Source organism: Rhodococcus tukisamuensis NBRC 100609 (genome assembly GCF_001894985.1).
In the GTDB taxonomy this organism is placed as follows: Bacteria; Actinomycetota; Actinomycetes; order Mycobacteriales; family Mycobacteriaceae; genus Rhodococcus_G; species Rhodococcus_G tukisamuensis.
Genome location: NZ_BCXG01000036.1, coordinates 19,048 through 39,224, shown reverse-complemented (window position 1 = coordinate 39,224; position 20,177 = coordinate 19,048). Strand labels below are relative to the sequence as shown.

Annotated in this window: 15 protein-coding genes and 2 pseudogenes; 14 read left to right on the top strand and 3 right to left on the bottom strand. The window is 64.0% G+C overall.

Annotation, left to right across the window (positions count from 1 at the left end; genetic code table 11):
• The first annotated feature begins 168 nt into the window (after positions 1-168).
• Genes RT2_RS23475 through RT2_RS23465 form a run of 3 tightly spaced genes read left to right on the top strand, consistent with a single transcriptional unit; the run spans position 169 to position 4,379 of the window.
• Entirely contained in the window at positions 169-732 is a 564-nt protein-coding gene (locus RT2_RS23475) for an RBBP9/YdeN family alpha/beta hydrolase (RefSeq protein WP_072847221.1), read from the top strand.
• A gap of 51 nt (positions 733-783) precedes the next feature.
• Complete coding sequence (locus RT2_RS23470) at positions 784-2,793, top strand: acetoacetate--CoA ligase (protein WP_072847220.1); 2,010 nt, start codon at positions 784-786, stop codon at positions 2,791-2,793.
• 38 nt (positions 2,794-2,831) lie between these two features.
• Complete coding sequence (locus RT2_RS23465; protein WP_072847219.1) at positions 2,832-4,379, top strand: long-chain-fatty-acid--CoA ligase; 1,548 nt, start codon at positions 2,832-2,834, stop codon at positions 4,377-4,379.
• 484 nt (positions 4,380-4,863) lie between these two features.
• Here the strand turns inward: RT2_RS23465 and RT2_RS25685 are convergent.
• Together RT2_RS25685 and RT2_RS23455 are read right to left on the bottom strand one after the other, a co-directional pair.
• Positions 4,864-5,013: pseudogene (locus RT2_RS25685) on the bottom strand (short-chain dehydrogenase); the annotation flags it as partial.
• Positions 5,014-5,109: 96 nt separating this feature from the next.
• Complete coding sequence (locus tag RT2_RS23455) at positions 5,110-6,171, bottom strand: AraC family transcriptional regulator (protein WP_072847217.1); 1,062 nt, start codon at positions 6,169-6,171, stop codon at positions 5,110-5,112.
• 156 nt (positions 6,172-6,327) lie between these two features.
• Between RT2_RS23455 and RT2_RS23450 the strand changes: the two genes are divergently transcribed.
• The 9 genes from RT2_RS23450 (at position 6,328) to RT2_RS23410 (ending at position 16,479) form a co-directional block, all read left to right on the top strand.
• Positions 6,328-7,302, top strand: a complete 975-nt coding sequence (locus tag RT2_RS23450) for a quinone oxidoreductase family protein (RefSeq protein ID WP_072847216.1) — start codon at positions 6,328-6,330, stop codon at positions 7,300-7,302.
• Between the two features lie 114 nt (positions 7,303-7,416).
• Positions 7,417-8,313 carry a TauD/TfdA dioxygenase family protein gene (locus RT2_RS23445; protein ID WP_072847215.1) on the top strand — a complete coding sequence of 299 codons (897 nt, stop codon included), beginning with the start codon at positions 7,417-7,419 and terminating at the stop codon, positions 8,311-8,313.
• Between the two features lie 49 nt (positions 8,314-8,362).
• A complete protein-coding gene (locus tag RT2_RS23440) occupies positions 8,363-9,415 on the top strand; it encodes a beta-keto acid cleavage family enzyme (RefSeq protein WP_072847214.1) in 1,053 nt (350 codons plus the stop codon).
• Between the two features lie 185 nt (positions 9,416-9,600).
• Complete coding sequence (locus RT2_RS23435) at positions 9,601-10,941, top strand: MFS transporter (protein ID WP_072847213.1); 1,341 nt, start codon at positions 9,601-9,603, stop codon at positions 10,939-10,941.
• The gene (locus RT2_RS23430; RefSeq protein WP_072847212.1) at positions 10,938-11,528 is read left to right on the top strand and encodes an RBBP9/YdeN family alpha/beta hydrolase; all 591 of its coding nucleotides are present in this window, start codon (positions 10,938-10,940) and stop codon (positions 11,526-11,528) included. The genes RT2_RS23435 and RT2_RS23430 overlap by 4 nt, the downstream gene beginning before the upstream one ends.
• Positions 11,529-11,574: 46 nt before the next feature.
• Positions 11,575-13,590: an acetoacetate--CoA ligase gene (locus RT2_RS23425; protein WP_072847211.1), complete on the top strand. Its 2,016-nt coding sequence runs from the start codon at positions 11,575-11,577 to the stop codon at positions 13,588-13,590.
• 44 nt (positions 13,591-13,634) lie between these two features.
• The gene (locus RT2_RS23420) at positions 13,635-15,218 is read left to right on the top strand and encodes a long-chain-fatty-acid--CoA ligase (RefSeq protein ID WP_072847210.1); all 1,584 of its coding nucleotides are present in this window, start codon (positions 13,635-13,637) and stop codon (positions 15,216-15,218) included.
• Between the two features lie 41 nt (positions 15,219-15,259).
• Positions 15,260-15,604, top strand: coding sequence for a carboxymuconolactone decarboxylase family protein (locus RT2_RS23415; RefSeq protein ID WP_072847209.1), 345 nt, complete (start codon positions 15,260-15,262; stop codon positions 15,602-15,604).
• A 566-nt stretch (positions 15,605-16,170) separates the two neighbouring features.
• The gene (locus RT2_RS23410; protein ID WP_139280385.1) at positions 16,171-16,479 is read left to right on the top strand and encodes a hypothetical protein; all 309 of its coding nucleotides are present in this window, start codon (positions 16,171-16,173) and stop codon (positions 16,477-16,479) included.
• A 596-nt stretch (positions 16,480-17,075) separates the two neighbouring features.
• On the opposite strand, the pseudogene RT2_RS26665 reads toward RT2_RS23410, so the two are convergent.
• Positions 17,076-17,609, bottom strand: a pseudogene (locus RT2_RS26665) (recombinase family protein); the annotation flags it as partial.
• A gap of 305 nt (positions 17,610-17,914) precedes the next feature.
• On the opposite strand from RT2_RS26665, the gene RT2_RS23400 reads away from it, so the two are divergent.
• A complete protein-coding gene (locus RT2_RS23400) occupies positions 17,915-18,448 on the top strand; it encodes an SRPBCC family protein (RefSeq protein WP_072847207.1) in 534 nt (177 codons plus the stop codon).
• A gap of 735 nt (positions 18,449-19,183) precedes the next feature.
• Entirely contained in the window at positions 19,184-19,486 is a 303-nt protein-coding gene (locus RT2_RS23395) for a hypothetical protein (RefSeq protein WP_139191163.1), read from the top strand.
• The last annotated feature ends 691 nt before the right edge of the window (positions 19,487-20,177 follow it).

Sequence of the window (20,177 nt, the reverse complement as noted above, 5' to 3'; positions counted from 1 at the left end):
CTCCCCGAACCGCCGCCCTGGCGAGTTCGGATTCCCCCAGCGCGCCTGACCCAATCCCACTACCACACAACGAAAACGGCGGGGCGGAGTGTACACACCAGACACCACGCCCCGCCCCGTGCTGCACCCCCCCAACCACACCGACTGCACCGCAGAGGATCCGTCGAGATGAACATTACCGATACGCCGACCGTGGTCTTCGTCCCCGGCCTACGGGACCACAACCCCGACCATTGGCAGAGTCTGCTCGCCGATACCTTGACTAACACCCGCACCGTGCCTCCCCTCACCCATGGCACCCGCAACCTGGATTCTCGCGTCGCCGCTTTGGATGAAGTCCTCTCTGAGGTTGAGGGTCCGGTGATACTCGTCGCGCACAGTGCCGGCGTCATGATCACGGTGCACTGGGCCAAGCAGCACATCCGGCAGGTGGTGGGCGCACTTCTGGTCACGCCACCAGATTTCGAAAGCCCTATGCCGGAGGGTCATTCGAATATCCAGGAGCTCGAAGATGCCGGCTGGTTCCCCATCCCGCGTGAGCGCTTGCCGTTCCCCTGCGTCGTGGTGGGGAGCGAGAATGATCCACTGGCGACCCTTGATCGCGCCACTGAGCTCTCCGAGTCCTGGGGGGCCCGCTTGGTAAACGCCGGCAAGGTCGGTCACCTCAATCCCGCCTCTGGCTACGGCCACTGGGAACAAGGCCACCAACTCCTCGACGAGCTTCTCAAGTAGCCAGTCGTCGACACCGGCACCGCATCACCTTCATCCCGAGAAAGGGGTTCCATGTCATCGCCAGCATTACCCAGCCACCCTGTGTGGACTCCGAGCCATGAGCAGATCGCCGATGCGACGCTCACTCGTTTCCAGGAACGTGTGCGAGCCACACAGGGCCTGGAGTTTGCGGACTACGAGGACTTGTGGAACTGGTCCGTAACGGATCTCGAAGGATTCTGGTCCTCCGTGTGGGATTTTTTCGGATTGGATGAGGAATCAGGTTACGACCAGGTCCTCGCCGATGATGCGATGCCGGGTGCTCGATGGTTCCCCGGCGCCGAGCTGAACTTTGCCCGGTTTTTGTTGGGGCGTGGAGATCCTGACGCGACGGCGATCATCTACATCGCCGAAAGCGGCGACCGGACCGAGGTAACCTGGGCTGAGCTGCGGGAGCAGGTACTTGCGCTTGCGGCCGAGCTCGGCGCCGCGGGGGTTGGCGTTGGCGATGTCGTGGCCGGGTATCTGCCGAACATCGCCGAGGCGGTCGTGGCGTTCCTCGGGACCGTGGCGATCGGGGCGGTCTGGTCGTCGGTGGGACAGGATTACGCCGCGCAGGCGGTGGTCGACCGGTTTGGCCAGCTCGAGCCGAGGGTTCTCATCGCTGCGGACGGCTATCGGTTCAATGGCCAGCTCCATTCTCGTGTCGCCGCCGTGGATGAGATTGTGGCTCAGTTGCCGTCCGTCACCGAAGTGATCGTCATCGACAATGTGGGGGACCAGGGCAATGTGGCGGAGGTCCGGGACAGTCGGCCTTCCGTGAAATGGCGCCGCTGGAATGAGGCGATGGCGGCGGAGGGCCTCGGGTTCTTCGTCAGCGTCCCGTTCGACCATCCGCTGTGGGTGTTGTTCTCCTCCGGCACGACCGGGCGCCCCAAGGGATTGGTGCACGGGCACGGCGGAGTTCTCATTGAGAAGGTGAAACAGACTGGGCTGCACTGGGATCTGCGTGCCGATGACCGTCTCTTCTGGTACACCTCTCCGAGCTGGATGATGTGGAACACCCAAGTGTCCTCGCTGCTCTGCGGCGGCAGCATCGTCTGCTACGACGGCTCGCCGACCTACCTCGGCAGCAGCTGCCTGTGGCAGATCGCAGCTGATCTCGACGTCACCTTCCTCGGCGTCAGCCCGGGCTATCTGCAATCCTGCGCCAACGACGGCGTCCGCCCTGCGGAACAGTTCGATCTCCACCGGCTGCGTGCGATGGGCAGCACCGGCTCACCGCTGGCGGCCCACCTTCAGGTATGGGCCCGGGATCACGTCGGCGATCTGCCTCTGTGGTCGATGAGCGGCGGCACAGATTTGGCCAGTGCGTTGGTCGGCGGAGTACCGACGCTTCCGGTGTGGGCCGGCAAGATCTCCGCCCGCTGCCTGGGTGCGGCCGTCGATGCGTGGGATGAGCAGGGCAACGCGGTCGAAGGCGGAGTCGGCGAGCTTGTCATCCGCAGGCCCCTGCCCAGCATGCCGATCAAGCTGTGGAATGACCACGAGGGGGCGAAATACCGAGACGCGTATTTCGATGGCTATCCGGGAGTGTGGCGGCAAGGTGACTGGGTCACCATCGACGACAACGGCGCGGTCGTCATCCATGGACGATCCGATTCCACGCTGAACCGCAACGGAATCCGGATGGGCAGCTCCGACATCTACGCCGTCGTCGAGTCCATGCCGGAGGTCGTCGAGGCGCTCGTGATTGGCGCCGAGCAGTCCGATGGCACCTACTGGATGCCGCTGTTCGTCGTCCTCGAGCCCGACTGGCACCTCGATGCCTCGGTGCGCAACCACATCAAGTCAGAGATTCGCGAGAAGCTCTCACCCCGGCACGTCCCCGACGAGATCTTCGCTGTCCCCGCCCTGCCGCACACTCGGACGGGGAAGAAGATCGAGGTGCCCATCAAGCGGATCCTGCAGGGCGCCGAGGTTGACGAAGTGATCAGCAGTGACGCCGTCGACGACGCGTCGTTGCTGGACTTTTTCCACGGGCTCGCCGCCAGCCGGCGCGCCGTATCAGCCATCTCCTGATCCCCGCCCATCACGCAAACGCTCTCGAAAGAAGTCCGATGCTCAATTTGTCCATGATCCTGGAAGATTCCGCCTGGCAGTACCCGGACCGTGATGCGCTGGTGCTCGATCCACATCGCTACAGCTACGCGGAGACCAACGCGTTGGCAAATCGCGTGGCGAACCTTCTAGTGGACCGCGGCGTCGAGCCTGGAGACAGGGTTGCCCTTTCGTGCCCAAACCTGCCGTGGTTCCCGATCGTCTACTACGGCATCCTCAAGGCCGGAGCCGTCGTCGTTCCGATGAACATCCTCCTCAAGGGCCAGGAGGTCGAGTATCACCTCCGCGATTCAGATGCCAAGGCGTACTTCTGCTTCCAGGGGTCGGATGATCTACCGATCGGGGAGTACGCACGGGAGGGGTTCGAACGGACGCCCGGCTGCTCGCACCTGTTTGTCATGGACCAGGACGCCCCCGTGTTGACCGACGACAGCAGCGTGTTCGCGGCCTTGCTCGCATCCAAGTCCCCGGAGTTCGAGGCCGTGGCTCGTGAGACCGACGACGCCGCAGTCATCCTCTACACGAGCGGGACCACAGGCAAGTCCAAGGGCGCCGAGCTGACCCACTCGAACATGGTGATGAACGCTGTGGCGGCCAGTCGCCAGTTCGACTTCCGCCCGGATCGGGGTGATACCCATCTGTCAGTGCTGCCGCTTTTCCACTCCTTCGGCCAAACGGCGAACATGAACGGCGGCCTGTCCACCGGCGCGACGATCGTCTTGCAGCCACGGTTCGATGCCCCCGCAGCGCTGGCCTTGATGGCGAGGGAGCGGGTCACCGTCTTTGCCGGGGTGCCCACCATGTACTGGAGCCTGCTCTCGGCTCTGGACGAGAACGTGGACGTCAAACGCCTCGAGGATAACCTCCGCGTCGCGATTTCCGGCGGTGCCGCGCTACCGGTTGAGATACTCACTCAGTTCCGGAAGCGGTTCGGCGTCAAGATCCTCGAAGCCTACGGGCTGTCGGAGACCTCTCCGCTTGCACTGTGCAACAGCCTCGAGCCCGACGGCAGCCGCCCCGGTTCGATCGGAAAGCCGATGTGGGGCGTGCAGGTGCGCCTGGTCGACGAGCAGTGGAACACTGTAGACGCTGCGAATGTGGTGGCCGAGATCGCAATTCGTGGCCACAACATCATGAAGGGTTACCGCAACCGGCGCGAGGCCACCGCAGAGGTGCTGCAGGACGGCTGGTTCCGCACCGGCGATCTTGCGAGGCGAGACGATGACGGCTTCTACTACATCGTCGATCGCGCAAAGGACTTGATCATTCGCGGTGGCTTCAACGTCTACCCCCGCGAGGTAGAGGAAGCACTCATGACGCATCACGCCGTCTCGCTCGCAACTGTGGTGGGAGTGCCTCATGCCAGTCACGGCGAGGAAATCAAGGCATTCGTCATCCCCGAGCCGGGTGTCAACGTCACCGAGGAACAACTCGTCGCCTGGGCGAAAGATCAGATGGCAGCGTACAAGTACCCTCGCAAGATCGAGTTTGTCGACTCCCTGCCGATGACTGCGACAGGGAAGATTCTCAAACGAGAGTTGCGCTGATTCTGGGGCATCGAAAGAGACAGTCTTTCAGTAGCCGGCGGCTCCGGCGAGTGAGAACCCGGGGCCGCTGACACCACTTGAGGGCCCGGTTCGCACGAACCGGGCCCTCACGTAGAGAGATCTGATCATCGGGTTTGCTCCGTCCCGGAGGCGATCACGGCATTTCCTGACCAACTGCGTCGCTCCGTCACCTGGGATCGCGGCAAGGAGGTCTCCGAGCACGCCCGTTCACCGCCGACGCGGGGGTCACGATCTACTTCGCCGACTCGATAAGCCCGTGGGGCGCGGCACCAACGAAGACATCAATGCCCTTATGCATCAGCCCTTCCCGAAACGCCCGAACTGTCTCGGTTCGATTGCGTGCCCTCCGGGCGGTGTCCGATGTCCTCAAGATCCGGCACCACACAGTCCGCGGATGGAGAAATCCGGCAGGAGTCTTTGCGCCACAGAACTCGCGTGTTGCGATGTTCTGTCTCTTGACGACTGGTTGAATCCGCCTGAGGACGCCCCACGTCGCAACGTTCATCACGTGCCCGCTCCTCCTCTCGAGCATCGACGGCAGCAGCGCCAGCGTCAGCCGTAGCGGACCGAAGTAGTTGAGCACCATGGTGCGTTCGTGGTCGTGGAAACGGTCGGCGCGGCGGCGCCCGGTTCGACTGCCACCTGACGCCCAACCTCGTTACAGCGTTCCCCTCACACTGGCGACTCCCGTACTCCGCCGGCACCTCGACTACGACGATGCGAAATCCTCACCCACCTGCGCCGATGCCCGCCAGACCCGCGCACTGACCCCGAAGTGCCCACGGAACCAGCGGGAGAAGCTGTTGGGGGTCGAGAAGGCGAGCATCTCAGAGATCTCGGTCAGCGAGTAGCGGTTGTCTGCCACAAGGCGTTCGGCGAGTTCAACTCTGATCGAATCGAGCACGGACGTGAATGTCTCGCCCGATTGCGCGAGATGGCGGTGCACGGTCTTTCTGTGAACGCCGAGGCTGCGCGAAACTTGATCGAGCGAGCATCTCCCCGTGGGCAACAAGAGTTCGATCAGTTCACGGACTCGTGTCAAGACAGTTGGCGGGTTGGCGGTCTCGACGGATTCGAGCAGGGTGCGCGTATACGACCTCAGCATGGGATCCGACATACGGTTTGGCTTCCTGAGATCGGCTGTGGTGGAGATGATTCCAGTGAAATGTTGGTCGAATCGGACGTCTGAGTCGAAAACCTTTCGGTGAGTGCCGGTATCGCTGGGCGGTCCATGCTGAAAGCACACCGCGACGGGGCGCCACGCGTCTCCGAGGATGGTTCGCAGCAGTTGGTAGCCCACCGTCGTCGCCAGCTCAAGGGCCTGCCGGGTTCCCACGTCCGCCTTCGTGTCGTAGTTCACGATGAGGGTGGTCAGGTCTCGTCGTTCCGACAGGTGAAGATGCAGCGCCTCGTTGTACATGTGCTGGTACCGAATCAGCGTTTCGAGGGCACTGCGCGCGTCCGGCGCCTCTCTGATGCTGACGCTCAGGGGGCCGAGATTGGAGAACCGGCGGTGCTGGGCAAGCAGAAGCGCGAAGTCCTCCCGCCGCGCAGCGACCGCTGACGTCTCCAACACGCGAGAGATGGCCGCGGCCGGCACCCACCGGTCCTGGACATCCATCCCCGCTGGGTCCAGGCCTGCCGCGCGCAGGACCTTGATCGGGTCGATCCCCAACGGCTCCGCGAGTTCGATGTACCCGTGCAGCGCCGCGTAACGCGCGAGTGGACGGACGCTCAAGGGTGCCTCCAAATGGTAAGTCAGATGCCACATCAAGGTAAGTGTGTCCCCGATCTTACCGATAACTTCTCTGTAGTCCGCATCACAGCCGGGAGCACGTCACCAGATTGTTTCTCGACGAAGTTGCGCGGACCTGCAGGTAGAGGCGCGTTCGTACGCGGCGCGTCCGATGAGTGAGGAGTCACGACAATGGCGAAAGCGATTCGCTTCTACGAGACCGGTGGACCTGAGGTCTTGAAGTGGGAGTCCGTGGAGGTCGGCGAACCGGGCCCCGGAGAGGTGCGAATCCGTCACGAGGCGGTCGGGTTGAACTTCGCGGACACCTACTTCCGTACCGGTTTGTACCCCGCGCCCCTGCCTGCTGGCATGGGTGTCGAGGCGGCGGGTGTCATCGAAGCGGTCGGCACCGGGGTCACTCGATTCCGGGAAGGAGACCGCGTCACCTACACCGGCAGCCCGCTCGGCGCCTACAGCACCGAACGGGTCATGCCCGCTGAGCATCTCATTTCCCTGCCGGACGGCATCGAGTTCGAGACCGCCGCCGCGATGACGATGCGTGGACTGACCACGTCCTACCTGCTACGTCGGATCTACCCGTTGCGCTCAGGGGACACGGTCCTGCTGCACGCCGCCGCAGGCGGTGTCGGCCTCATCTTCTCCCAGTGGGCGAAGCTGTTGGGCCTCAACGTCATCGGCACGGTATCCAACGATCAGAAGGCGGAGGTGGCCCGTGCTCACGGATGCGACCACGTGATCATCTACACCCGTGAGAATGTGGCGGAGCGGGTCCGCGATCTGACCGACGGAGCTGGGGTTCCTGTGGTCTTCGACAGCATCGGGGCGTCGACGTTCGAGACCTCGCTGGATTCACTTGCGCGCCGTGGGCTCCTGGTGGCATTCGGGACGGCATCCGGCCCGCTTCCGCCCATCGAGCCGATGAAGTTGGCGCTGAAGGGATCGCTCTTCTTCACGCGTCCCGCGCTCGCGGACTACATCGCCGAGCCGGCCGAGCGGGCGGATCTTGCCGGGGAGCTGTTCGGGCACGTCGCGGCGGGGCGGATCAAGATCGAGATCAACCAGCACTATGCGCTCGAAGAAGCAGCGCAGGCGCACCGCGACCTCGAATCGGGCAAGACCATCGGCTCGTCGGTGTTCTCCTTCTGATCCCGAACACCCTGTATCTCAACGTAGTCGGCGCGCATCTCGAACGCGGCGACGGTGCTGCCATCCATTGCTTCCCCCTCGACCCACTACTTCCAGCTTGCACAGGAGAGCGTCATGACCACCGTTGAATTCGCACCCAGCCGGCCAGCGGCCGTGACACCGATGGATGCACGGCCGTTGACCTGCAGCATCGGCGCCGAACTCCACGGAGTGGACCTCTCCGAGGTGTCCCGCGACGCCGCCCTGTTCGCCGAACTGAAGTCGCTGCTCCTCGAGCACAAGGTGCTCTTCTTCCGCGACCAGGACATGAGCCGCGCCGAACACGTCGCCCTGGCCGAGCGGTTCGGCCCGCTCGAAGACCATCCCGTGGTCGGCAGCGATCCCGAGCACCCAGGCCTGGTCCGGATCTACAAGGACCTCGACAGCCCGCCCGAGCACTACGAGAACGCCTTCCACTGCGACGCCACCTGGCGCGAGAACCCGCCGATGGGATCCGTGCTCCGCTGCGTCGAGGGCCCTGCGGTCGGCGGCGACACCATCTGGGTGAACATGGCACTGGCTTATGAGCGGCTCCCTGACCGCGTCAAGGAGCAGATCGCGGACCTGCGGGCACGCCACAGCATCGAGGCAACCTTCGGTGCCGGTATGCCGATCGAGAAGCGGCTCGAACTCAAGGAACGGTTCCCTGACGCCGAGCACCCGGTGGTTCGCACTCACCCGGAGACAGGCGAGAAGGTCCTGTTCGTCAACGTCTTCACCACCCACCTCACCAACTTCCACACCCCCGAGAACGTGCGCTGCGGAATCGACTACGCCCCCGGCGCCGGCGACCTGCTGCGCTACCTCGTCAGTCAGGCCTCGATCCCGGAGTACCAGGTGCGCTGGCGATGGACGCCCAACAGCGTCGCCATCTGGGACAACCGGTCTACCCAGCACTACGCCGTCCAGGACTACTGGCCGGCAGTCCGAAAGATGGAGCGCGCCGGGATCACGGGCGACCGACCCTTCTGAGCCCACTACCGATCACATCACGTCCCACAACCAGAAACGGAGTTACGCAATGCATTTCCACGACGATTCACTGTTCCCGGAGACCCAGGAGAAACTGGTCATCACGGTGGCCCCCTACGGCCCCGAGTGGGAGCCGGACGACTTCCGCGAGGACCTGCCGCTGACGATGGATGAGCACGTCCAGGCCGCCGTCGACTGCTACGAGGCCGGTGCCACGGTGCTGCACATCCACGTGCGTGAGCTCGACGGCAAGGGCAGCAAGCGACTCTCCAAGTTCAACGAGCTGCTCAGCCGCCTCCGCGAGGCGGTGCCGGACATGATCCTGCAGGTCGGCGGCTCGATCTCGTTCTCCCCGGAGGGCGACAGCTCCGACGCGAAGTGGCTGTCGGACGACACCCGGCACATGCTGGCCGAACTCGACCCGAAGCCGGACCAGGTGACGATCGCGATCAACACCAGCCAGATGAATCTCATGGAACTGATGACCGCGGACGACCTCGCCGGCACGTCCATGGAGCGTCCCGAGCTCGCTGCGGCATACCGCGAGATGACCGTGCCCGCCGGCCCGGAATGGGTCGAGGAGCACCTTCGCCGGCTGCAGGCCGCAGGGATTCAGCCACAGTTCCAGCTCGGTTCGCTCGCTCAGCTGGAGACGGTGGAGCGGCTGATCCGCCGCGGCGTCTACACCGGCCCGCTGAACCTGACCTGGGTGGCCATCGGCGGCGGACAGGAGGGGCCGAACCCGTACAACATCATGAACTTCGTCCAGCGGGTGCCGGACGGCGCCTGCCTGACCCTCGAGACCCTCATGCGCAGCGTGCTCCCGGTCAACGCGATGGGGATCGCGATGGGACTGCACACCCGCTGCGGCAACGAGGACACCCTGTGGGGCCGCAAGGGCGAGAAGATGACCTCGGTCGAGCAGGTCAAGCAGCTCGTGCGGATCGCGAACGAACTCGGCCGTGAGGTCGCCACCGGCAAGGAGGCCCGGGACATCTTCCGGATCGGCGAGAGCTACGCCGACGCCGACGAGACCCTGGCCAAGCTCGGCTACGCACCGAACCGCAAGCCCGGCCAGGTCGGATTCACCCACCACGCCTGACGATCACCACTGGCACTCCTGGGCGGCGCGAGCACGCAAACTCGCGCCGCCCAGGATCCACCCACGCCCGGGACCGAATCTCGCGGGCCCATCGTGCTGCCACCAGACGAGCGCACCGAACCGCCGTACCGATACCCGAATGAGTGCCGACATCCAGACGGCCCAAACATCGAGGAGAACCCAGCATGGGCCTTGCAGTCGCCGATCACGACAAGGCAGAGGAGTTGGCTCCGCCGACCAGATTGTCAGGCATCTATCCGTGGGTCGTGTTCGTACTCACCTTCTCCTTGATGCTGTCCGACTACATGTCGCGGCAGGTTGTCAGCGCCGTGTTCCCGATCCTCAAGTCGGAGTGGGATCTGTCCGATGCACATCTCGGATCTCTGACCGGCGTCGTAGCGTTGATGGTCGGCATGCTGACCTTTCCCCTGTCGGTTGCGGCCGACCGATGGGGTCGTGTGCGAATGCTGGTCGCATCCGCCTCACTGTGGAGCGTGGCCACGTTGTTCTGCGCTTTCGCAGACAGCTACGGCCAACTGCTCGTCGGACGCTTCTTCGTCGGTGTCGGTGAGGCCGCCTACGGCAGCATCGGTGCGGCTGTCGTCGTGGGACTGTTCGCCCCCCGCCTGCGTGCTTCCCTGACCGGTGCGTTCATGTCCGGTGGAATGTTCGGATCTGTCGCGGGCGTGGCACTCGGCGGCGTCATCGCGGTCAACTTCGGCTGGCGTTGGGCCTTCGGCGCAATGGCAATCATCGGACTCGTCCTCGTCGTCGCCTTCCGGTCCTGTGTCAACGAGCGACGCCTCGCCCTGCATCAGCATCCGGACGACGGGCTTCAGACACCAAGTGATGCGGGTGATGTCCGGGTTCCCCTGTCGAGTCTGTTCAAGGGCACATCGGTCATCAGCGCGTACGTCGGTAGCGGCCTGCAAATGTTCGTCGGCGGAGCGTTGATGACCTGGTTGCCGAGCTACGTCAACCGGTACTACGCGCTTGCTCCGGACAAGGCAGCCCTGATGGCCTCGGCCTTCGTCCTGATAATCGGCATCGGAATGATCGGCTGCGGGATGATCTCCGACAGGGTGAGCCGCGTCGACCACAGCAAGAGGTGGACGGCGTCGATCGTCTTCTGCCTGGCCTCCGCGGTCCTCCTCTTCGCTGCATTCAGTCTCGAACCCGGTGCACTGCAGATGATTCTCCTGGGCTGCGGAGCGTTCTTCGCCGCGGGGATCGCCGGGCCCGCCGGCGCGATGGTCGCCAACCTCACCCATGCATCGGTCAGGGCCTCCGCATTCGGAACCGTGACTCTGGCCAACAGCCTGATCGGGCTGGCGCCGGGCCCAGTTGTCGCCGGCGCCCTCGCCGACCGTGTCGGGCTCAACGGAGCGCTGCAGATCGTTCCCGTTGCATCCGTTTTCGCCGCCATCGCGCTGATCATCGGAAAGCGCTACTACGCAGCGGGGTTGAAGAGACTCAGTGCTCTCACCCAGAACTCGATCGACGATCAGAAAGTGAGTACACGATGACACATTCGGGCGAATTCACCATCGTGATCGTCCCTGGGCTTCGCGGACACGTCGAAGACCACTGGCAGACGATCCTTGCCGCCGGCATTCCCGGAACGCGAACTGTCGCGCCGAGCAACGACGGCAGTCTCCGCTTGGACGAGCGGCTGGCAGCGCTCGACGAGACCCTGGCCACCGTCCCCGGCCGCGCAATCCTCGTCGCGCACAGTGCAGGTGTCCTCACCTCGGTCCACTGGGCGCAAGGTCACCCGAACACCGAACGTATTGCGGGAGCACTGCTCGCCACGCCTCCGAACTTCGACACTCCACTTCCGGCCGGCTACCCGTCCCCGGACACTCTCGCAGAGTTGGGCTGGACCCCGACGCCTCGTGGGCCACTCCCCTTCCCGAGCATCGTCGCCGGCAGCCTTGACGACCCGCTCGCGGACTACGCAGATGTCACCCGCCTCGCGGACTCGTGGGGTAGTCGGCTGGTGAACCTCGGCGAGGTCGGACACCTCAACCCCGCGTCGGGATACGGCGAATGGCCCGCTGCCGTCGAACTGATCAACGAACTGATATCTGCTGCGGCGCCCGTCGGCCCGTAGCACCCACTGGCACAACGATGAACGACCTCATCCGGAAAGGACACCCATGCAGTCCACTGATTCACCAGGTGGAATTCTGTGGAGCCCCGACTCAACTGAGCGCGCCGACACCACACTGACGCGGTTCGCCGAATACGTCAACGACGTTCGGGGCATCGAGGTCGACGACTACGAAGACCTCTGGCAATGGTCCGTCACCGACCTCGAGTCGTTCTGGTCCTCGGTGTGGGACTTCTTCGGCCTCGACAGCGAAAGCAGTTACGACGCAGTACTCCTCGACGACCAGATGCCCGGCGCACGCTGGTTCCCGGGCGCAAGGATCAACTTTGCGCGAGCCCTGCTCGACAGAGGAGACCCGGATTCCGCTGCAGTCGTGGCAGCGGACGAGTCGGGCGTCGTACGAACACTGACCCGGTCGGAACTGCGTGAGCAGGTGCTCGTACTGGCGGCCGAGCTCGAGGCACGCGCGGTCGGACGCAACGACGTGGTCGTGGGGTACCTGCCCAACATCGCCGAAACCGTGATCGCCTTCCTTGCAACGGCAACACTCGGCGCCACCTGGGCATCGGTCGGACAAGACTACGCACCGGATGCCGTCATCGACCGATTCTCGCAACTCGCACCGAAGGTCCTCATCGCTGCCGACGGATACACCTACGCCGGCAGACAGCATTCGCGCATCGAGGCAGTCACGCAGATCGCGGCGGGGCTGCAGTCCTTGACCGATGTCGTTGTGGTGCAACATATATCTCCGGACAACACGCTCGCCGGCACCCGATCCGACGGCTCGTCGCCGGCATGGCACGACTGGGCTGCCGCGATCTCCGGGCGAGTAGCCCGCTCCAGTTTCACGGAAGTCGATTTCGACCACCCGCTGTGGGTACTGTTCTCCTCCGGAACGACAGGTCGACCGAAGGGCCTCGTGCACGGTCACGGGGGCATCCTGGTCGAAACCGTCAAACAGATGGGTCTGCACTGGGACATCGGATCCGGCGACCGGGTGCTCTGGTACACCTCGCCGAGCTGGATGATGTGGAACATGCAGGTCACTGTCCTGCTCTCGGGAGCGTCGATCGTGTGCTACGACGGCTCCCCAACCTACCCACACACAGACTCACTGTGGAAGCTCGCCGCGGACACCGGCGCCACCTTTGTCGGCACCAGCCCCGGTTATCTCCAAGCATGTGCCGATGCCGGCGCACATCCGAAAGTCGACCACCCGCTGTCGAAGCTGCGCGCGGTCGGCAGCACCGGCGCTCCATTGAGTGAGCACCTGTACCGGTGGGCGTACGACGCAGTCGGTGACGTCCCGTTGTGGTCGATGAGCGGCGGCACCGACGTCGCCGGGGCCCTCGCCGGCGCCGTTCCGACTCGCCCGGTCCGCATCGGACGGATCTCCGGACGCTGCCTCGGCGTCGCTCTCGAGACATGGGACATGAACGGCAACCCTGTTCGAGGGGCCGTGGGCGATCTCGTTGTCACCAGGCCGCTTCCGAACATGCCCATCGCACTGTGGAACGATCCCGACGGAACGAAGTACCACGACGCATACTTCGACACCTATCCCGGCGTCTGGCGACAAGGCGACTGGGCCACCATCTACGACGACGGAACCGTCGCAGTACACGGGCGGTCAGATTCAACCCTCAACCGCAACGGTGTCCGGATGGGTAGCTCCGATATCTACTCTGCTGTCGAAGCTCTCCCAGAGATTGCCGAGGCCCTGGTCCTCGGTATCGAACAAGCCGATGGCTCGTACTGGATGCCCCTCTTCGTCGTGCTCCACGACAACCACGTCCTCGACGCCGGCCTGACCAGCAAGATCAGCTCGGCCATCCGCGACCAGGTGTCCCCCCGCCACGTGCCCGACGACGTCCTCGAAGTCGTCGGGATTCCACACACCCGGACCGGGAAGAAGATCGAGGTCCCACTCAAACGGGTACTCCAGGGCGGCCGGGTCGAAGACGTCGTCAACCTCGACGGAATCGACGACCCGTCACTGCTCGGGTTCTTCGAACGCCTCGCAGAACAACGCCAGGCCAATGCCTCGACGAAATCCTGATCAGCCCGAATCCATCTGCACCTCAACAGTACTGAGAGAACCCGATGCTCAATCTATCCATGTTTCTGGAAGACTCGGCCCGTAAGTACCCCAGCCGTGACGCGCTGGTGCTGGGAGAAGAACGGCTCACCTACGCCGAGACCGACGCCCTGTCGAACCAGATCGCGAACCTCCTCGTCGAATCCGGGATCGAGCCCGGTGACCGGATCGCGATCTCCTGCCCCAACCTGCCCTGGTTCCCGATCGTCTACTACGGGATCCTCAAGGCGGGCGCAGTGGTCGTTCCACTCAACATCCTGTTGAAGGGCAGCGAGATTGCCTACCACCTGACGGATGCTGGAGCCACTGCCTACTTCTGCTTCGAGGGCGGTCCGGACCTGCCGATCGGAAAGTATGGGCGGGCGGCCTTCCACGAAGTGCCCGGGTGCCGAACGATGTTCGTGATAGGCGCGGACGACACCGCCGGTGACGAGCGGATCGCTGCCCTGTCGGCAGTGCTTCCCAGCCAGCCCACAGAGTTCGAGTCGGCGGTGCGTGAGGCCACTGACACCGCCGTTATCCTCTACACGAGCGGAACGACCGGCCGGCCGAAGGGCGCCGAGCTGACCCATGCAAATATGGCGATGAACGCCATTGCTTCCAATCGACTGTTCGACAGCACTCCGGGCCGGCCGGATACCCATCTGGTAACCCTCCCCCTGTTCCATTCGTTCGGGCAGACGGTCAACATGAACGCCGGGTTCGCGGTGGGCTCCACGTTGGTCATGTTGCCACGTTTCGATGCTGGCGCAGCGCTGACGATCATGGAGCGTGAGTCGATCACGATGTTCGCAGGTGTTCCGACGATGTACTGGGGCCTGCTTGGGGCAGTTGATGATTCGGTCAACGTCACGCGAATCGCCGACAACCTCCGCCGCGCCATCTCCGGTGGCGCCGCACTGCCGGTGGAGATCCTCGACCGTTTCGCGGACCGATTCGGTGTCCAGATTCTCGAAGCCTACGGGCTGTCGGAGACCTCGCCTATCGCCCTTTTCAGCGACCCCGAACGTGACCCACGGCCCGGCTCGATCGGCATCCCGATCTGGGGCGTAGAGGTGAAGTTGGTCGACCCCGATTGGAACACCATCGAGGGCGTGGACACGGTCGGTGAGATTGCGATCCGCGGCCACAACATCATGAAGGGCTACTACGGTCGCCCCGACGCAACCGCCGAGTCGATCCAGAGCGGATGGTTCCGCACGGGCGATCTCGCCCGCCGCGATGCCGACGGCTTCTATTACATCGTCGACCGCGCCAAGGACATGATCGTCCGCGGCGGATTCAACGTCTACCCCCGCGAGATCGAAGAAGTGCTGATCACTCACCCCTCGGTGTCGCTCGCCGCCGTCATCGGCGTTTCCGACGAGAGGTACGGCGAGGAGATCAAGGCGTACGTCATCCCCGAACCCGGTGCGCAGATCACCGAGCCGGAACTGATCGGCTGGTGCAAGGAGCGGATGGCCAGCTACAAGTATCCCCGCTCTGTCGAGTTCGCCACCGCACTGCCGATGACCGCCACCGGCAAGCTCCTCAAGCGCGAACTCTCCTCCGCTTCCGCTACAGCGGTTGGCTCCGGGCTGGGCCAGTGAATCCGGGGCAACGCGACAGCTCTCCGGGGATCGTTGCGCGGATGAAGGAAGCCGGGACGTGGAACCCATTGTGGAACGGGCTCGAGGAACTCGATCCGGAGTGGGCGGAGCAATACATGACTGCAACCATGCAGCCCTACGAAAGCGGGGTCCTCTCGCCGCAAGTGGTCCAGATGTTGTGCATCGCCATCGACGCGGCCTGCACCCACCTGTACGAACCAGGCGTTCGCCGGCACATTCGCACAGCCCTCGACATTGGCGTCACGACTCAGGAAATCCTCGAGGTGCTGAAAATTGCTACCACAGTGGGGATCCACGCATTCAACGTTGGACTCCCCATCCTTCGGGAAGAGTCCGGCGCGGCCAGTTCCGTCGATCCGTCGTAGCGAGAGGACGATGCGGGTCCCGACGCCTACGCGTCGGGACCTGGATCGGCCCCTGGGGTGCTCGCACACGACTAGCCGGAGCTGTGACGTACCGACGACATTCTGCGGGTCGTACCGAATGCCTTCGTCACCATCTGGAACTGATCCAGATTTGTGTGATCTGAAGCAGTCCTTAAGTGTGATTACCGATTGGTCAACCTATCCAGTCCGCATGCAGCCCAGCGCGCTCCGACATTGGTGAACACCCCTCCATCCACAGGGTGTTCACCCATCAGCGCCCGTTGCGTTCACCTATTGGAACCGCAGACGGCTTTCGGAAGCCGATTCCCTCTCTGCTGTGCCGCGCTGGCCGGATTCGGCGCATCTTCGACCTGACTGCGGCGCGATCCGCATCCAGACTGAGCCGAGGTATCCGCCGACCCGCACCAACGCGACGAATCAGTGAAGGCCACCGGTACCCACCCACCGAATCCCGGTAACTCTCACCGGGGACAACCACAGCGGGATGCGGTGTGATCACAGGGGCGTCGCTCGGCGTCGAAACAGCACCAGCGCAGAGGATCATCTTGAAGCGTTCAATCATCGTTGCATTGGCCGGCGCAACCATCGCCCTCGGCACCGTGGCTTCGGCATCGGCCGCGCCCGTCGACCCCGAAAACCCGTTCCTCCCTGCCCCCTGGGCCGGCAGCAGCTCCGGCAGCATCGACTTCCTATATCCGCACGACGGCCAAAACCCCGGCTCCGTCGACTTCGCACAAGACTCCGGATCCAACGACCTCGCCAGCGATGTGGCCTGGGCCCCGTTCGAGGTGCTGTGCGTGCTCCTCGGCGGCAAGACGATAATGGACTGCGTTCCGCAAGCCCTGCCCGCATAAAACCTGACTCCGCGGTGAGCCACCACAATGGCGTTGGTGAACATCCCCGTCCATGCAGCCCGTCACTCGCCCTCCCCCGTTCGGACACAGTAGGCGTGCATGCCTTTTGGTAGGGAAATGCTCCGGCACCCCGTCGCTCCAGGTGTTCACACATCCGGACTCAGCGGCGGGGTGCCTTCATTGGTGGCGTGCACGCGGTAAGGCGGCGCAGAGCGGCGCCCGACCAGTCGGATGCCCGTCCGAGGTGGCCTCCGCCCCTGCCCCACCGCCCTGGGGGCAGGGACGTGACGGAGATGCTCCCCGGACCGGTCGGGCGCCCTCGACATTGTTTTGGGCCATCCGATCCGAACCGAGTCGCCTGCGCGAAGTACCGTCGGGACTACCGCATGAGCGGTGCCAGACGAGCGGCCAGCACTCTGGAACTCATCCAGATTTGTGTGATCTGGGGCCCTCGTTAAGTGTGATAGCCGATCGGTCAATCTATCCAATCCGCCTGCAGCCCACGATGAACCGCCATGGGTGAACACCTCTCCACCCACCATCCATCTACTCCACCACCCCACTCCACCACCATCCATTTCCATCCATGTGTAGCCGAGATGTCGGTACAGCGTGCTCCGCGCGACCTTGAGCACCTCGGCGATCTCCGACATAGGTACGCCCTCTGCGCGCACCTTGTTCGCCTGGCGCTTCTTCGCCGGGGTGAGAGCGGCCGGGCGGCCCCCGACACGGCCCCGCTCGCGGGCCGCCGCGAGGCCGGCGACTGTCCTTTCCCTGATGAGGCTGCGCTCGAAGTCTGCGAGTGCACCGAAGACGTGGAAGATGAGCCGCCCGCCGGCGGTCGAGGTGTCGATGGATTCGGTCAGGGATCGGAAGGCGACGCCGCGCTGCTCGAGCTCGGCGATGGTCTCGATGAGGTGCGGCAGGGAACGGCCTAGGCGATCGAGCCGCCACACGACGAGGGTGTCGCCGGACCGCAGTACATCCATGAGGGCGGCGAGTTCCGGCCGATCGGTCTTGGCGCCGGACGCGATGTCGGTCCACACCTTGAAGCAGCCCGCGGCACTCAGTGCGTCGCTCTGGAGATCGGGGTTCTGGTCGGCGGTCGAGACTCGGGCGTAGCCCAACAGTGTGACTCGCGGCGATAGATGGCGGTGTTCTCGCGTGGTTCCTTGGCGTGCCCGAGGGGGGCCTGCCAGTCCCGGACCCGTGAACCAAGTGGTGGGATCGTCGGCGCGGTCGGCGTCGTGCAGGTGCTCGCGCTCGGCGGCCTCGGCGTATCCGGCGGCGTGGCCGCGTCGTAGGGGGGCATGGTCAGTGACTTTCGGATGGTTGCAATCTTCCCTAGTGCGTTGTGCAGGTCGTTTTCGACCTCATCCAGGGCGGCCCGCAGTGGTGCCCGTCCCGATCGGAGCGGTAGTCCTAGGATTGTGCGATGACGAAGTGGTTCGACCTGTCTGCAGGCGACGAGATGCATCTGGAGACGGCTTCGTTCGTCCGGCGCTTCTCGGTTGCACTGTCGGTCTCCGCGGAATCGGCATGGGCCGAACTGACCCGTGACAACGCGCTCGCATGGTGCTCAGCCGTCACCGGTTCCCGATACCTCACACCACGCCCGTTCGGTGTGGGCACGCGTCGTGAACTGTCGATGCGCCCATCCACAGTGAAGGCCACAGAGGAGTACTTCCGGTGGGAGGAAACACCGCGAGTCCGGTATCGGAACACCTTCTACGTCAGTAGGTTCACCGTCCCCGGTCTGCGACATTTCGTCGAGGACACGCTCGTCGAGCGGCTTGCATCGGGTTCGCGACTGACCTGGACGTTTGCGATCGAACCGGGTCCTACATTGCGCGTGCCGCTGAAACTTGCTGCACCGGCCGTCACTGCGGCGCTGCGGCGCGTCGTGACGGAGACCGCGGACTACCTCGGGCGCGCAAGCGAAACCGCGACCACCGAAAACGGCCAGTAGGGAAGCGGCGGCACACCTTGAATGGGAACCCTCACTCACCGCTTGAGGGTTTGTGGGAGAACCGGACCATGGCCAGGCCCCCCGTGTGCGCGGGAAGGTTCTCGCGGAACCAGAGCTGGAACGTGCGGCTTCAGGGTGTCCTGTAAGACGAACCCAAGGCGGACGGCCATCTCGACTTCCGGTAGCAATCCAACCTCGACCAGAGGCCGCCGCAGGCGTCCCGGAAACCCGTCCTGCATCTCAATCCGGGAGAGCTGGCCTATGCCGGACTCGAGCGCACTCGGACTGACAAGACTCGGAACTCTTCCAGATTTGTGTGATCTGGAGCCATCCCTTAAGTGTGACTACCGAACGGTAGGGCTATCCAATCCGCATGCAGCCCAACACGCTCCGTCATTGGTGAACACCCCTACATCCACCACAGGGTGTTCACCCATCAGCGCCTGTTGCGTTCACCTGTTGAAACCGCACACGGTTCTCGGAGGCCGATTCCCTCTCGGTCGAGCCGCGCTAGCCGGATTCTGCGCATCGTCGATCTGATTGCGCCGCGATTCGCATCCCGACTGAGCCGAAACATCCGCCAGCGCCCGCACCGCCGCGACGCGACGCGCAAAGACCACCGGGAACCAACCCGCCAGATCCCGGTAACTCTCACCGGGGACAACCGCAGCGGGGTGCGATGTGATCACTGGGACGTCGCTCGGCGTCGAAACAGCACTAGCGCAGAGGATCATCTTGAAGCGTTCAATCATCGTTGCACTGGCCGGCGCAACCATCGCCCTCGGCACCGTAGCTTCGGCATCGGCCGCGCCCGTAAACATCGAGGATCCGGCCCTCCCTACCCCCTGGGCCGGCAGCAGTTCCGGCAGCAGCGACTTCTTCTACCCGCACGACGGCCAAGACTCCGGGTCCAGCCAGCTCCAACAAAACTCCGGATCCACCGCCCTCGCCAACACAGTGGCCTGGGCCCCGTTTGAACTCCTGTGCTCGGTCCTCGGCGGCAAGACGATAATGGACTGCATTCCACAAGACTTGTGATCCCGGGATGGGTTGTGAAGCCGATGACATGCCGCGAGTTCTCTCCCTGCCCGCACACAACCCGGCTCCGCGCCGAGTCACCACAATGGTGTTGGCGAACACCGATCCCCCCATCCATGCGGCCCGCCACTCGCCCTACCCGTTCGGACACAATAGGCGTGCATGCCTCTTGGTAGGAGAATGCTCTGACACCTCGCCGCTCCCGGTGTTCACACATCCGGACTCAGCGGCGGGGTGCCTCCATTGGTGGCGTGTATGCGGCCAGGCAGCGCGAAGCATCGCCCGACCGGTCGGGTGCCCGCCCGAAGGTGACCGCCGCCCCTACCCCACCGCCTGCGGCAGGGGGTGACGGAGATACTCGGACAGGACCGGTTCAACGCACTCGACATTGTTTTGGGCCATCCGATCCGAGCCGAATCGCCTACGCGAAGTACCGTCGGGACTGCCGCATTAGCGATGACAGACGAGCGGCCCACACTCTGGACCTCATCCAGATTTGTGCGATCTTGGGGCCTCGTTAGGTGTGACTACCGACTGGTCAACCTATCCAATCCGCATGCAGCCGAGACGAATCGCCATTGGTGAACACCTCTCCACCATCCATCATAGGGTGTTCACCCATCAGCGCCCGTTGCGTTCACCTGTTGAAACCGCGCACCGTTCTCGGAGGCCGATTCCCTCTCGGTCGAGC

Bases quoted from the DNA above. Each gene is read 5' to 3' on its own strand.
- RT2_RS23475 (WP_072847221.1), top strand. From the start codon at position 169: ATGAACATTACCGATACGCCGACCGTGGTCTTCGTCCCCGGCCTACGG.
- RT2_RS23470 (WP_072847220.1), top strand. From the start codon at position 784: ATGTCATCGCCAGCATTACCCAGCCACCCTGTGTGGACTCCGAGCCAT.
- RT2_RS23465 (WP_072847219.1), top strand. From the start codon at position 2,832: ATGCTCAATTTGTCCATGATCCTGGAAGATTCCGCCTGGCAGTACCCG.
- RT2_RS23455 (WP_072847217.1), bottom strand. From the start codon at position 6,171: ATGTGGCATCTGACTTACCATTTGGAGGCACCCTTGAGCGTCCGTCCA.
- RT2_RS23450 (WP_072847216.1), top strand. From the start codon at position 6,328: ATGGCGAAAGCGATTCGCTTCTACGAGACCGGTGGACCTGAGGTCTTG.
- RT2_RS23445 (WP_072847215.1), top strand. From the start codon at position 7,417: ATGACCACCGTTGAATTCGCACCCAGCCGGCCAGCGGCCGTGACACCG.
- RT2_RS23440 (WP_072847214.1), top strand. From the start codon at position 8,363: ATGCATTTCCACGACGATTCACTGTTCCCGGAGACCCAGGAGAAACTG.
- RT2_RS23435 (WP_072847213.1), top strand. From the start codon at position 9,601: ATGGGCCTTGCAGTCGCCGATCACGACAAGGCAGAGGAGTTGGCTCCG.
- RT2_RS23430 (WP_072847212.1), top strand. From the start codon at position 10,938: ATGACACATTCGGGCGAATTCACCATCGTGATCGTCCCTGGGCTTCGC.
- RT2_RS23425 (WP_072847211.1), top strand. From the start codon at position 11,575: ATGCAGTCCACTGATTCACCAGGTGGAATTCTGTGGAGCCCCGACTCA.
- RT2_RS23420 (WP_072847210.1), top strand. From the start codon at position 13,635: ATGCTCAATCTATCCATGTTTCTGGAAGACTCGGCCCGTAAGTACCCC.
- RT2_RS23415 (WP_072847209.1), top strand. From the start codon at position 15,260: ATGAAGGAAGCCGGGACGTGGAACCCATTGTGGAACGGGCTCGAGGAA.
- RT2_RS23400 (WP_072847207.1), top strand. From the start codon at position 17,915: ATGACGAAGTGGTTCGACCTGTCTGCAGGCGACGAGATGCATCTGGAG.